Genomic DNA, 13481 nt, shown 5'->3' with positions numbered 1-13481 from the left:
GTAGAGCCACCCGGGTGAGCCCATCGAGTCGGACCGGAACCCCCTCACAAGGAGCAGTCGCACATGGTGTCCATCCCCTACCTCGACAAGGCCGACCTCGGCCCGCTGGCCGACGCCGCCGCGTCCTGGAAAGCGTTGCCGGCCAAGTACGACGCGTTGCAGCGGGAGTTCGAGCAGCGGGTCATCAACCACCTCAAGGGCCACTGGGAGGGCGACGCCGCCGAGGCCGCCTTCGTCACCATGGGCAAGGCCCGTACGGAGTACGAGAACGCCGCCACCGAGGCGGAGCGCATCGCTAAGCTGCTGCTGGACGCGCACGGCGAATTCGCCGCGTCCCAGAAGCAGTTGCACGCCCTGCTCGACGAGGCCCGCAACGACCACTACAAGGTCTACGACGACGGGCGCGTCGAGGACGTCGACCCGCGGCAGGACAGCCCGACCGCTTCCGCCTCGCCGGGTCTCGCCGAGGAACGAAAGAAGAAGCTGGACTCGCTCGTCTCCCGGCTGACGCGGGTCCTGGAACTGGCCACCGCCGCGGATGAGGCCGCCAGTTCGGCTCTGGAACGCGACGCCAACGGCGACAGCCAGTCCTTCAACACCAGCGTCTACACCACCCTCGATTCCGTCGAAGCCGACCAGGCGGCCGCCCTGATGAACAAGAAGGGCCGGCTCTCCGACGCCGAGATCACCAAGCTCAACCTGCTCCTCTCCGCCAACAAGAACGACCCCGAGTTCTCAAGGGACTTCGCGGTCAAGACCGGCGGCGAGAACATGCTGAGCAAGTACAACGAGCTCATGAGCCCGCCGGCCGGCACCACGCTCTCCAAGGAGCAGCTGGCCCAACTCAAGGAGCTCAAGGCGAACTTGGGCACCACCATCGGTACGGCGACCACGTCGGACGACCACCGCAAGGGCGGTCCCGACCCCGAGATCACCAAGTTCCAGAACGACCTGCTCAAGGCGGGCCAGCACGACTTCAACGCCAACCCCACCGAGTCGCCGTACGGCCTCAGCGGCTATCAGCTCACCAGCAGCCTGATGAGCGAGGGCAAGTGGGACAAGGACTTCCTCCAGGACTACGGCGACGCGCTGATCACCGCCGAGAAGAACGGCGCCAACGCGGGGCAGAACCCGGACGCGTACTGGGGCTATCCGCGGACGCTGGGCACGACCAACATCGGGGCCCTCGACCCGATGGCGGGGTACATGGACGCGCTGGGGCACAATCCGGAGGCTTCCACCGAGTTCCTCACCTCAGACGCCACGATCAATGGTGAGAAGGTCGACCACCTCGACTACCTGCTGAAGGACCGGCACTGGCCGGAGGGCCCGGGCTACACGGGCGACGACAAGAACCCCAGCGGCTACAACAACCTCGGCCACGCCCTGGAATCCGCCACCAGCGGCCGCTCGTTCGACGACGATGGTGCTCCGGTGAAACACACCCCCGAGCGCGCGGCCCTGATGAAGGAAGTGGTCGACACCATCGGGGGCGACCCCGGCCTGGCCAGTGACTCTCCCCGGGACGCGCTCCGTGACAGCCTGGGCAACATGACGGCGGAGTACATGGCGGACGTACAGGCAGCCATGGGGAACGAACAGGGCACGATCAAGTCCTTCGGGGCGGAGGCCGGACTGGACACGAGCACGCTCCAACCCTTCCTCGGGACGGTAGGCCGAGACCCGGACGCCTATGTCGCGATCACCGAGGCCTCACAGGCCAACACCGCCATTTGGATGCAGCAGGTGGCCGAGAGCAATCCGTCGGACTTCGCCACCGCGATGGAGAACGTCGCTCATCCGGGTGGTGTCGTGGCAGGCATTCTCAGTGACGCCCGTGATCAGGCCATTTTCGACGAGCACTCGGCGTCCGACAAGGACTTCAACGACGCTGTGGCGCTGGGCGACAAGTGGGCGGGCCGCGGCCTGGGCATGGCGGTCGGCGCGGCGACCAGCACCGCTGCACCGATCGTGGGAACGATTGCGGGCTGGGCCGTCGAGGACATCCAGGCACTTGTGGTGGATCAGATTCAGCAGGACACCGTTGACGAGGCCCAGCACGAGGCTAGGGAACGGTACGCCGAGGGCAGGGAAGGGGTGAGGTCCTCGAGCGCGGAGTCGCTGCGTCAGGCCATCGCGCACTCCGGTCTGCAGATGTCCGAGGGGGACATCAACGTGTATGCCGAATCCGTGGCGCGGGCCTCGGAGGACGGGTACGCCGCGGGGACCACCTGGAACTCCTCCACGAGCGGACGGTGATCAAGACAGTGCCCAGCCTTTCTGAATCACGCACATCTTCCAGGGCGCGGCGGAGCCTCTGGCCGCTCGTCGTGGTTGTCACAGCCACGCTGGTTCTCTCCAGCTGCAGCAGCAGCGGGGGCGACGACAAGACGGAGAACGCCAATACGCCTGTGTGCGATGGCAAGCTCCGTGGCGACGCCTTTCGGACGCTCGCGGGCGATAGTGGCGTGACCTCTGAAGAGACCCACGACTTCCATCCCAAGGAGTGGACCGCGGGCGGTAGATGCTACCTCTACGGCGAGAAGCACTCTGTTGAGATCGACTACCTCTGGCACTCGGACAGCATCGACAACCTCGACAGGTACAGGTCTCCGGGCCCATCCACCGTCAAGACCTTCAAGGTCGGTTCGAGCACCGGATACCTGGAGAGGACCAAGGTGCGGGTGGCCAAAGGAAACGTGAACCAGAACCGGGCGTGGCTGGCTCTCCCCTGCGCTATGCCTGGAGAGGCGACGAGCGATCACGCCGTGCTGGAGATCGAGGTGAAGGAGCCGCCCCCGGCGCGGAGCCTCGACGACTCGCTGACCAAGGCGTTCGTCTCCGCGCTGACCATCGCCACGAGCTACCTCGGTGACGACGTGTTCAAGTGCTCGGCGTCCCCTTCCCCGGCCGCGTCCCGGTCGGCTTCCCCGAACGCTTCGGGTGGCTGAGACCGGCATGGGTTTGAACTACCGTAGTTTCCGGCGTGGAACAGACATGCGCCGGCTGATCGGTTCCGCGCTGACCCTGGCCGTCCTGGGGGCTGGGTACTACGGATTTCAGCTCCAGTACCCGGCCGCCAAGACGGCACGGGCGTGCAGTGGAATGCTTCCGGTCGACTCCGTACTGGATCTCGCGGGGAAGTCGAAACTCTCCCTGCTTGGTCTGGGATTCGACGTCTCCAGCTGGCAGTTCGACGTGTCGGACGACGTGACGGAGCCAGCCGGTCTGGCGACGCGATGCAAGGTCGACGGCATCGAGATCGCCGTCGAGACCACGGCCGGCGCCCACAACGCGTACGCGGCCTACCAGAACGATGAGAGGACCACCCCCGTACCCCTGAACGGCGGGTGGCAGGGGCTCATGGTCACCAGGGACGAGGAGTCGACCGCATCGGTGCTCCTCAGTTGCAAGAACTGGTCGCCGAAGGAGGGCGGCGGAATCCTCGTGACGGCCGATTCGCCGTACGACGTCGAGGCCACCGAGTCCATACGCCTCAAGCTCGCCCGGGCTGCCACCGGGACGGCGCAGCGCGCGGCGGAGAAGACCGGCTGCGAGACGGAACCTGGAGGCACGGGCAAGCTGGCCGCTCCAGCAGCCGGTGCGCGGACGGTGTCGGCAGGTGCCGCCACGGGGACCTGCAAGGGGATGACCTCCGCGCCGATCGTGCGCGAGACCGCCGCCGCGAAGTCGCCGGTGGAGGAGTGCGTCCTCGTCGGCAGCCTGCGACTTGTCGCGGATTACGGCCCCTTCAGTGACGCGTCCGAAGCGGTCGTCAACGGTGAGTACGGCGGGAACGACACCCCCTCTGGGGTCGATAGGTCCACGGCCTGGACGTCGGCCACGTGCCAGGGCGCCCTGGGCGTCGGCTACTACCAGGCGTCGACTGTCGAGGGGAACGATCGCAAGTTCACTTCGGATCCGCTCACTGAGCAAGAGCAGGTGGACCTGGAGCACTTCGCCGAGCAGTCGGCGGCCCGTCACGGGTGCGGCGTACCAGCAAAGCTGACGTCGTGAGCCAGGATCCGACAAGAGCAACTGATCCCCGCCACGGGGACGTCAACGGCCCGGACGTGTTGCCTACAGGTAAGTGAAGAGCCTAGTTCCCGACGACGTGGCGACCGAAAGCGAATCAGTACGACTCCGTGTTGTGAGGAGAGCCGGTCCGCCCTGACGGTGTTGCGCGGCACGGCACGGCACGGCACGTATGCCTCGTGTCGGCCTAGACGCGCAGTGCCTCCGCCGGGACGGTCAGGCTGATGTGATGCCCCGGGTTGAGCCGGACCGGGAGACCTGCGGCTGCGAGCTCGCGACCCGTGGTCCGGTGCCACTGGCGCCACGTTCCCGGCGTGTGGTCGGGATGGGTGAACGCCGCGATGTAGCGACTGCCGTCGGGGTCGGTCACAGTGCGTGGGTCCCGTTGCGAATCCGGGGGGGGAAGACTGAGAGCGCGGCGTCGCGGAAGGCGGCGAACAGATCCGCCTCGCTGCCGTATCCGGTGATGGCCAGGTGCATGGTGACCTCCAGAGCGGAGAGCGGGGTGGGGAACTCCAACGCCGCTGGTGATGCACGGTAGTTCGGGTTGTGACTGAAGGCGACCAGGCGGCCGGTGTTGTCGACGGACCAGCCACCGACGATGCCGTACGGCGGGACTGCGCGGTGGGGATCGAAGTACGGGTCGATTGCGTAGACGTAGCCACCGCGTTGATGTGTGGCCACGGCACGAAGGGCATCGGTGACCGGGTGAACGGCAGGCGTCGGGCCGGAAGGGGCTGCTACCGGGTCCGGGTTCCACTGATGTTCGAAGAGGATCTGCTCGGCGATGGTGCCAAGCGTCTCGCGGGGCGCCTCGTGGAAGGTCTGGACACGGTCCGCGTTGGTGAGGCGGGCGCCGGGGGTGAGGCGATACACCTGGAAAGCGCCCAGGCCACGGCACATGCCGGAGGCCCAGGTGTCACGGCGAGCGCCGTTGACTCCCAGGAGCCATCCGGCGGGCTCGATCTGCTCACGGACGCGAGTAAGCGCCTCGAAGCAGTCCCCTCCGATACCGATCACCTGGGCCCATGGCCCGTCGGCGACGACCGTGTAGTCGTCGTCCTTCTGTTCCCAGCGCAGGACGACGGCTACCTGCTGGTCCCCGTTGTGGGCGAGTACCGAGTACGTCGAATCGGTCGGGGATCAGGTGGCTCATCGAGTCCATCCGTGGTGCGGAGCAGTGGGTGAGGGTTCTTGGTGAGTGCGGCGGCAGCGGAAGGCCGTGGACGGCTGGCTCGGAGTCGTAAGTGCCCTTGATCGTTGGGTAATTCAATCATCTGCCTAGAAATAGGCTTCGAGGGAAGCACTGTTGAGGCCTTGGTCTGGTGCGCTTTCGCCCTGGGGGAGCGAAGGGCCTTCCTCGGTGGGTAGTTGACGCAGTACCTCCATCGGGTGCCAGTACGTGACTCTTCGGGCCGTTTGATGTTGCGGAAGTGCATGTCAAAGGTCTCGAAGCATGGGGTGTACGGAGTGGCGCATGGCCGGTGACTTCTACTTGGAGCCGCAAGAACTGGGGAAGTTGGCGAGCGCGTTTGATACGCGGGCGTATGACCTGGGCCGAGCGGTCAAGAGTTTTCAGGGCGTGACGGGGACCGAGCAGATTCAGGACGGGTTCGGGTTTCTGACCGAGTCCGATGAGGTGACGGCGGCCTACGTCAAGTTGGCCACGGAGATGGCCGTATCGCTGGGGGAACTCGCCCGGCATCTTGATGAGGTGGGCCAGGCCCTCAAGGGCAATGCGAAGAACTCCGAGGCGGCGGACGATGCCCTCGCCGATCTGTTCAAGGACGGCAAGGGATGAGCGAGGAGAGCGTCGCCGAAAAGGTCTACGAGGCCGGGATCGAGGTGGTGAATCCCGGTGGCCGTCCGGATGTGCTGCGGGCGGCGGCCAAGGGGTGGCGGACCATGGGCGAGGAGGTGGAGGAGGCGTACTCCGCGCTCGACCGGCAGGTTCGGGTGACGCTTGGTGAGCACTGGCGGGGTGGGTCCGCGGAGGCATTCCGCGAGCACTGGGAGAGGGTTGGTCACGGGGTCGAGGAGACCTTGCCGCTCTTCGAGGAGGCGGCGAGGGGGCTCGAGGAGGCGGCCGACCACATCGAGGAGATCAATGCCGACATCCACAAGATCTACCTCGAGATCGGCGTCTCGATCGGTGCGTCCGTCCTGCTCTCCTTCGTCACCGTCGGGTTCTCGGCGGCGGCCGGGGCGGCGAATGCGGTGCGGTTGGGGGCGCAGGCCGTGGATGCGGCCACGAAGTTGGGGCGACTGCTGGCGGCTGCGGCCCGTGCGTTCCAGACCATTCGCACAGGCGTGAGGGGCCGCCAGTTGCTGAGCCTGGGCGTCGAGCTGGGTGTGCAGTGGGCTGCCGGGACGGGTTCCGGTGTCGTGACGAGCTTGGCCACCGGCGACGATCCTGAGTTCAAGAGCAATGCCCTCAACGGTGTTGTGGGGGCCTTCGGCGGCAAGTTCGTGGCGGGTCGTCTGGCCTCGCAGCTCGGCGGGGGCGTGGCCGCGACCGCTGTCGACGGTGTGGCGCTGGGCGCCTTCTCCTCCGTTGCCGGTGACACCGTCAACAACATTCGCAGCGGAGAGCGGTTCGACGCGTCGCAGATGGCGTTCGGAGCAGTCGCCGGAGGACTCGCAGGTGGCGCCGGGAGCACGGCCGTTCACCGGGCCACGGACGGGCGGACGCTTTCTGCGGCACGGAACCTGGCGGGGGATGTGGCCACCAACGCTCCCATCGGCTTCGCTCTCGGCGCGGGCGGCAACATCTCCAAGCAGAGCGACGCGGCCGTCAATGGCGATCCCAACGCGGACGAGAAACAGGCCCGGCCCGGTGCGGCCGAGGACACGCGGAGCGATGCGGGCGCAGCTGCCAAGGTCCTGCGGAATCGGCCCGACCCCCAGCGGTACGGAGCGTTCGGATGAGCGGTAGGTGGACCCTGGACAAGGGCGTGAACGACCTCCGTCCCTTCCCGCGCTGCGGGCGATTCGTCACCGTGGCCGTCCCGCTCGCTCTCACGGCGCTGACCGCCGCCTGGCTCTTCCTGGGCGCCACACCGGCACGCACGACCGTTCTGTGGTGTTCGCTGGTTCTGCTCGCCGCGTCCCTGGCGATCTGGTCGGTGGCAGTGTTGCGCGACGGCGATCGGCCCCGCAGCGAGACGTACCAATGGGCAGTGCGGACAGCCTCAGTGTCCCCAGGGTGCGGCGAAGGCGCCGTGCCTCGGCGGCTGAGCGGAACACGCTGGCTGACCGTCCGTTACGGGGGCACGGTGGTCACCGCTTTCACGCTGGTGGCTCTCTGGGTGACGCTCGCCGCCGCCGACGCCCGGGGAACGGGCACGAGCGCGGTGTTGGCCCAGGAGGGTGCGGTGATCGAGCGGCGTCCCATCGTGAAGATCGAGAACCAGGAGGCAGGTAGTGGCCCCCGCTCCTCCGCCACGGCTGACTACACAGTCCTGCTTCCCTCGTCGGCCGGAGAGGGGGGCGTGCCCGTGACATTCCGGGCGGACACCAATCGACGCCATGGGATCGGCAGCGAACTGTTCGTGGCATCCGTCCCGGAGCGGCCCGAGCTCGGCGCAGTCGGTGACGACCGGCTCGCCGAGGTGAAGCGCCAACTTGCCGGGCGGGCTGTGGAGTTCGACAGCATGTTGGTGATCGGTCCCTTCTGGGGCCTGGCGACTCTCGCTGCCCTCATCGGGTGGGGGCTGACCGAAAGCATCCGGCGCCCCGCTCGCACCGTCACCCCCGACTGGCATTCCCTGCGAGTCGCGGTCGCCGGCACCAAGGAACACACCGAAACGCCCCCGCCAGGAAGCCCTGAAGCGGCCGATGAGAAGAAGCGTCAGGAGAACACCCGGCGGTTTCAGTGCCTTGTGCTGGAAGGCTGCGGTCAGGAAGTCCCCTTCCAGTCCCAGATGGGACTCAAGGCAGCTGGAGAAGCGCTGTCCGGTGCGCATGGCCGGCTGCTCTGGCACCCCCTCCAGAGGCGACGCCGCGACATGCTCGCCGAGCTGGTGGGCGACGACGGCTGGCAGTTGTCGGGCACGGTCCCGATCCAGGTAGTCGAGCGGATCGCAGCGGAAGGGCTCACTGAACCCGCGCACCCGGACCCCGAACGCCACGTCCGGATGCTGGACCTCGGAGCGGGCTGGCTGGTGACGGCCTCTGTATCGGGAGTCGTCGGATTCGCGGTGGCGTTCGGCTGCCTGGCCACCCTGCTGCTCGTCCCGGACGGTGGGGTCTGGCGGTGGTGGACCGCCCTGGCGGGTGTGCTGGCCACTGCTGTCGGCTTCATGGTGCAGGCGATGGGGCGCATGGGTGACTGCGACGGCACGAGTGACGCGGCGGCGTCTACACAGCCTGCTGCCTGACGCCCGGAACATGTTCATCGACGCCGTCAACCGATGGCCGAAGGTGTCACGCCTGGCGGCGCCTCTTGCCGACCACGTAACAGAGGCCCCACGCCACAGCCAGACCTGTCGTTACCTGGCCCGTCCACCTGCATGTACGTCACCGTCTGGGCCGCGCCCGCGTGCGCCCTGGCGGCCCTGTTCCTCCTGCTGTCCCTGCGGCGCCGGGGGCAGCGGCCGGGAGCCCTCGCCACGGCCGCCGGGTGCGTCGTACCCGTCCCGCTACTGGCCCAACTCACTGCCCTGCACTGTGTGTACGAGTCGGACCCCGCCGGCGGCCAGGACCGTTCGGGGCTGACGAGGGCCTCCGCCCGGTACTGAACGGACGGAAGGCTCCCGTCGCCGGTGCGCGGGCGACGAGAGCCTTCTGGAAACAACAGCCCCTCGGTCAGTCAGTGGTCGGGAGGGCCACCAGGGTGTACGGCGTCTCCCCGTAGACGACGGAAGGGTTCGGCTCGGACACGTAGAGCCGGTCTTCGTGCCAGTAGGGCCTGGCGGAAATCGACATGCCCTTGTGGACGTCCTCCGGGTACTCGACGACGGTCTTCGTCGAACCGTCCTTCGCACCGAACTCCACCAGCTCGGGGCCCTTGTCATTGTCGTTGGTGGTCTTGTAGGCGAGGATCCGGTCACCGCCGGCCGCGGGCAGCGGATAGAACGACCTGTACTCGACCGCGTCGGTCTTCCACAGCTGCTTGCCGCTGTCCAGGTCGTAGGCGGCCAGCAGCTCCTTGCTCTTCTCGCCGGTCACATCGATGACGAAGGTGTCGCCGAAGACGCCCGCCTCCGACCAGGGGCCGCCCAGCGAGTCGTCGGTCCTGATGTACTGGGACGGTGTGGCGGGGGAGAACTGGCTGCGCACCTTGCCCGTCTCGTCGTCGAGGGAGAAGAGCGCCTCCCCGTCGTCGCCGTGCCGGACCAGGACGACGGGAGAGGTCGAGACGACGTCGCCGCCCTCGATCTCGCCGAAGCTGTCCTTGGGCACCTTGTGGTGGTAGGTCCAACGCGCCTGCCCGGTGGTCGGGTCGACCAGCGAGACCTCGTCCCAGTTCTGGCCCCAGTCGGGGTCGTCGAAGTCGCTGACCTGGCAGCCACGGACCCGGATCAGGGCCTTGCCGCCGGTGAACTCGCCGCTGGGGCAGTCCTGCGTCGCGAACTTCTTCGGATCCCAGGCCGTCGTGCCGTCGGCCGCTTTGAGGGCCAGCGTCACCTTCGCGGCGTTGACGACGACCACATCGCCGGCCCGGGCGACCGACACCTCGTCCTTCGACGTGGTGCCACCGGGCTTGAGGTCCTTGTCCCAGAGCTCCTTGCCGGTGCCGAGGTCGTAGGCCACGAGGTGGTCGCAGGCCTTCCCCTCGCCGTAGGCGACGATGCCGATGTCGCCGGAGGAGTTCTCGGGCGCGACGCACGCCTCGCTGCTGTCGCCGGGGAGCGCTGTCGCCCACAGCTGCTTGCCGGTGTCGAGGTCGTACGCCTTCACACCGTTGGGCAGGGTCTGGACCACCGCCTTGTCGGTGAACCAGGTGCCCCGCGTCTTCGCCCCGAGGACCGCGTCGACGTCCTCGCCGTGCTGCCGGGAGGCCACGCTCCACAGCACGTTGTTGCTCGCCGAGCCGACGAGCATGTACCAGGCCCCGAAACCCGCCCCGCCCAACACGAGCACGGCCATGACGAGCAGCACGATCAACCCGACCGGCTTCCCGCGCGTTTTCCCCGGCTGAGGCGCGCCGATGGGGCCGCCGGGTCCGACGGGACCGCCGGGTCCGAAGGGGCCGCCCGGTCCTGGGTAGCCGTGCGCCTGAGGGGGCTGCTGCGGGAATCCGTAGCCCTGCTGCTGAGGCGGAGCGTAGCCCTGCGGGGTCCCGTAGCCCGGCGGGGGCGCCTGCTGCGGGCCGCCGTACCCATAGCCGTACGGCTGCGGTGGCGGGCCCTGGGGCGGCGGACCTTGCGGCGGCGGACCTTGCGGCGGTCCGGGGGGCTGCTGCGGGTACCCGTATCCCGGCGGGGGGACCGGGGGTGGCTGCTGCCCGTACGGACCGGCGGGGCCCTGCGTGCCGTCTGCGCTCATCAGCTGTGGCTCCTCACGTAACTCGCCCAGGCTGCCTGGAACTCGCTCTCCCCCATGCCCGTGGCCGTGCGCAACTGCCGGTCGAGCTGCCCCGGGTGGCGGTACTGGTCGGTGACGAACCGAAGAGCCGCGGCCTCGCCGTTCTTCTCGGCCATGAAGCGGATGGCCAGGTAACTGACGGTGTAGTTCGTGGAGACCTCGTCCCCGGATCCGGGATCCGAGGGCAGTTCGCCGCTGAACTCCTTGCCGGTGACGTCGTTGCGGATGTTCCACGCGCCGAGTTCACTGTCGAAGCGGAAGGCCACGTAGTCGGCGAAACCCTCCACGACCCAACAGCGTGTGGAGGAGTCGGCGGCGAAACCGCCGGAGGCGGCTTCCAGCGGCTGCACGATGGCGTGCGCGAACTCGTGGTGGGAGATCTCCTGGACGAGCTTCGGCCAGTACGTCGCATTGGTGAAGCGGCTGCCGGACATGTCCATCTTGACCCGGGCGCCGCCGTATTCCAGGTCCTTCTCGTCACCGCCGAACCCGGCGTCGAAGGTGGGCATCGCCACGCTCTGCCCGGCCTCCCACTCGACGGACTGCGAGCCGTACAGGGAGGAGTAGGTCTTGCGGTCGGGTTCGAGGACCGTGACGAATCCCGTGGGTGTCTCGGTGCCCTCGGGACCGTTCGACTTCCACAGCTCGATGTCGTCCTTCGCCGCCTTCTCGATGTACGGCGCGTAGCGGTCCGTGTCGCCGGCGTACTTCTTGTCCGAGATCGTCAGCGTGTGGGCCTTCTTGACGACGTGCATGTCCTCGTAGAGGTCCCAGGGAGCCGGGTAGAACACATAACTCTTGGCGCCGTAGGCGCCCGGGGCGGGACCGACCCTGGTGATGCGCGGCTCGGCGTCCTTCGACTCCCGCTTGATGATCCACCGGTACCACTCGGACACCGGCCGGACGTCCACGTCCTGGATCTTGTGCACGAAGGCGACGTCGAGGGCGACCGTGGCCCCGTCGCCGTACTCGTCGGTGCCCGTGCCCGTCGTTTTCAGGACGGAGTACTCGGCCTGGGTGAAGGGGATCTTGCGCAGGTTCTCGAAGAGGTGCTTCTGCGTGCCCTTGGCGTCACCGGCGAAGGGCGCGAGATACGTGTCCTCGTCTCCGCTCCGCAACGCCTGGCTACGGCCGTCGAGCAGCTCCTCGATGTCGTCCGGGCTGAGCAGTTGCTCGCCTTGCGCACCGCCTGCCGCGGTGGGCAACGCGCCGCCCCCGAGGGCCTGGTAGACGGCGAGGCCGCCTATGCCGAGCACGGCGAGCACGGCGAGGACCACGACACCGATGACGGCCTTCTTCAGGCCGCTCCCACCGCCCTGGTCACCGCCACCGTGGCCACCGGCTCCACCGGGATGCTGCTGCGGATACGGCGGGTGGGGTGCCGTGTGCCAACCCGGCGCCGAGGCGGGCGGTTGCGGTGGATAGCCGTAGTGTCCCGGCACGGCCTGGGGCGGATAGGGCACGCCACCTGGCTGCGGCTGTGGCTGCGGCTGTGGGCGCTGTGGGTGCTGCGGCTGCTGTGGAGGGGGAGGTGGAGGTGATGCCCACCCGCCCTGCCCCTGCGGATACGCGCCGCCCGGCCCTCCGGGCGGCGGAGGGTACGACATGAACTCCCTCTCCCCATGAGTCTCGATGATGCGCGGGAGCCCACAGAGAAATGGAACACAACGCTCAACTGATCACGTTCAAGTGATCAGCAGCTCCCCCGAAATGCTCATGACAGCCTACAAGCTCGTCGGTTTCGGTCCGGTGCCGCTGCGCGCCACGTTCCTCATCCAGGCGGAAAAAGATGGTGATCCATACGGAAAAGGCCGATGGGGGTGGTGTGGGTCAGATGGGTCGATGGTGTGAACCACCGTGAGGGAAACGCGGCGTCCGGGGTGCGGGAGCGTCGGTACGGTGATGAAACGGACGCGTGGGTGCGGTGATCCGGTGCGAAGGTCGGACGGTCCGTCCGGCCGGATCCATACCCGGGGTCGTTGAGTGTTCTGCTCGCGGCCCCGCCCGGCGGTGTCGTCAGCCCGGCCATCCTCGGGTGGATCGGTGCGGCGTGGCCGCGCTGGTGCTCGTGAACCTCCTGATCGCATGGTCGTCGCGCCGAAAGCGCGGGCAGGTCCCGAGCGGGCAAGGTCCTCAACGACGCCCTCCCCGCCGTCATCAAGGCGTACGAGCAGACCGAGGGCGAAGTGAGCACCGACTGGAGCGGCCTCGGCCGGAATCCGCCCCCCGGGTCACCCGCACCTGGCGACCGAACTGTCGAACAACTTGCTGCACACCGCCGAAACCCTGCACACCACCTACGAGTTGAGGCGGCCAAGGCGTCCACGGAGAAGGTGACGGCCCTCCCGGGCGACCGGGCCAGCCGGGCGTTGGGGTGATGACGTCCAGGAAATTGTTGGGCGGCCAAGGAGGTTGATCACGTCATGACTCAAGGACCAGCGCCTCGCCCACTGTCCGACAAAGCCCTCTCCGCCTTGCTCGGCAGGCAGCAGTTCGGCACGCTCGCCACCGTCAAACGCAGTGGCCACCCCCACCTGACCACCATGCTGTACAGCTGGGACCCCGAAGCCCGCACGGTGCGGTTCTCCACGACGGCCGACCGGGTCAAGGTCGGGCATCTGCGGCGCAACCCGCGTGCGGCATTGCATGTGCAGGGCGGCGACGTGTGGTCGTTCGCCGTCGCCGAAGGCGAGGCCGAGGTCTCCGAGATCACGACGGTTCCTGGAGACGCTGTGGGACGGGAACTGCTTGGGATGATCCCGAAGGCCTCGAAGCCCGAGGACGAAGACGCGTTCCTGGAGCAGCTGGTTACCGAGCGCCGGGTGGTCATCCGGTTGAAGGTGGACCGGCTGTACGGGACAGCGCTCGACGTCGACAGCTAGGGCACGACGGGTCCGTACTGGTCACAGCCACTCGTC

The 13481-nt window shown here is 67.8% G+C and carries 12 protein-coding genes; 8 read left to right on the top strand and 4 right to left on the bottom strand.

Going from position 1 to position 13481, the window contains the following annotated elements; genetic code table 11:
• Window positions 1–63 precede the first annotated feature (63 nt).
• The 3 genes from OG841_RS13720 to OG841_RS13710 are packed head-to-tail and all read left to right on the top strand — an operon-like array spanning window position 64 to window position 4017.
• Window positions 64–2259 (top strand): DUF6571 family protein, encoded by a 2196-nt coding sequence (locus OG841_RS13720; protein ID WP_365122061.1) that lies wholly within the window; start codon window positions 64–66, stop codon window positions 2257–2259.
• On the top strand, window positions 2256–2951 hold the full coding sequence (locus tag OG841_RS13715) for a hypothetical protein (RefSeq protein ID WP_328641219.1): 696 nt from the start codon (window positions 2256–2258) through the stop codon (window positions 2949–2951). Before OG841_RS13720 ends, OG841_RS13715 begins: the two co-directional genes overlap by 4 nt.
• Window positions 2952–2997: 46 nt before the next feature.
• The gene (locus tag OG841_RS13710) at window positions 2998–4017 is read left to right on the top strand and encodes a hypothetical protein (RefSeq protein WP_328641220.1); all 1020 of its coding nucleotides are present in this window, start codon (window positions 2998–3000) and stop codon (window positions 4015–4017) included.
• A gap of 205 nt (window positions 4018–4222) precedes the next feature.
• On the opposite strand, the gene OG841_RS13705 is transcribed toward OG841_RS13710, so the two are convergent.
• Entirely contained in the window at window positions 4223–4405 is a 183-nt protein-coding gene (locus OG841_RS13705; RefSeq protein WP_365122064.1) for a hypothetical protein, read from the bottom strand.
• Window positions 4402–5055 carry a hypothetical protein gene (locus tag OG841_RS13700; RefSeq protein ID WP_365122066.1) on the bottom strand — a complete coding sequence of 218 codons (654 nt, stop codon included), beginning with the start codon at window positions 5053–5055 and terminating at the stop codon, window positions 4402–4404. Before OG841_RS13700 ends, OG841_RS13705 begins: the two co-directional genes overlap by 4 nt.
• Window positions 5056–5512: 457 nt before the next feature.
• On the opposite strand from OG841_RS13700, the gene OG841_RS13695 reads away from it, so the two are divergent.
• The 4 genes from OG841_RS13695 (at window position 5513) to OG841_RS13680 (ending at window position 8774) form a co-directional block, all read left to right on the top strand.
• Window positions 5513–5836: a hypothetical protein gene (locus OG841_RS13695; protein ID WP_328641222.1), complete on the top strand. Its 324-nt coding sequence runs from the start codon at window positions 5513–5515 to the stop codon at window positions 5834–5836.
• Window positions 5833–6963: a WXG100 family type VII secretion target gene (locus OG841_RS13690; protein WP_371565406.1), complete on the top strand. Its 1131-nt coding sequence runs from the start codon at window positions 5833–5835 to the stop codon at window positions 6961–6963. Before OG841_RS13695 ends, OG841_RS13690 begins: the two co-directional genes overlap by 4 nt.
• A 71-nt stretch (window positions 6964–7034) precedes the next feature.
• Entirely contained in the window at window positions 7035–8414 is a 1380-nt protein-coding gene (locus OG841_RS13685) for a hypothetical protein (protein WP_371565404.1), read from the top strand.
• A 132-nt stretch (window positions 8415–8546) separates the two neighbouring features.
• Window positions 8547–8774, top strand: a complete 228-nt coding sequence (locus OG841_RS13680; RefSeq protein ID WP_328641225.1) for a hypothetical protein — start codon at window positions 8547–8549, stop codon at window positions 8772–8774.
• A 67-nt stretch (window positions 8775–8841) separates the two neighbouring features.
• Here the strand turns inward: OG841_RS13680 and OG841_RS13675 are convergent, their stop codons facing one another.
• Together OG841_RS13675 and OG841_RS13670 are read right to left on the bottom strand one after the other, a co-directional pair.
• Entirely contained in the window at window positions 8842–10524 is a 1683-nt protein-coding gene (locus OG841_RS13675; RefSeq protein WP_371565401.1) for an outer membrane protein assembly factor BamB family protein, read from the bottom strand.
• Window positions 10524–12026, bottom strand: a complete 1503-nt coding sequence (locus tag OG841_RS13670; protein WP_371565399.1) for a hypothetical protein — start codon at window positions 12024–12026, stop codon at window positions 10524–10526. Before OG841_RS13670 ends, OG841_RS13675 begins: the two co-directional genes overlap by 1 nt.
• Before the next feature lie 960 nt (window positions 12027–12986).
• Between OG841_RS13670 and OG841_RS13665 the strand changes: the two genes are divergently transcribed.
• The gene (locus OG841_RS13665) at window positions 12987–13445 is read left to right on the top strand and encodes a PPOX class F420-dependent oxidoreductase (protein WP_365122086.1); all 459 of its coding nucleotides are present in this window, start codon (window positions 12987–12989) and stop codon (window positions 13443–13445) included.
• The last annotated feature ends 36 nt before the right edge of the window (window positions 13446–13481 follow it).

Source organism: Streptomyces canus, from assembly GCF_041435015.1.
Lineage (GTDB): Bacteria > Actinomycetota > Actinomycetes > Streptomycetales > Streptomycetaceae > Streptomyces > Streptomyces canus_G.
Note: the sequence above shows the minus strand (reverse complement) of the source record. Positions and strands in the feature narration are given on the sequence as shown.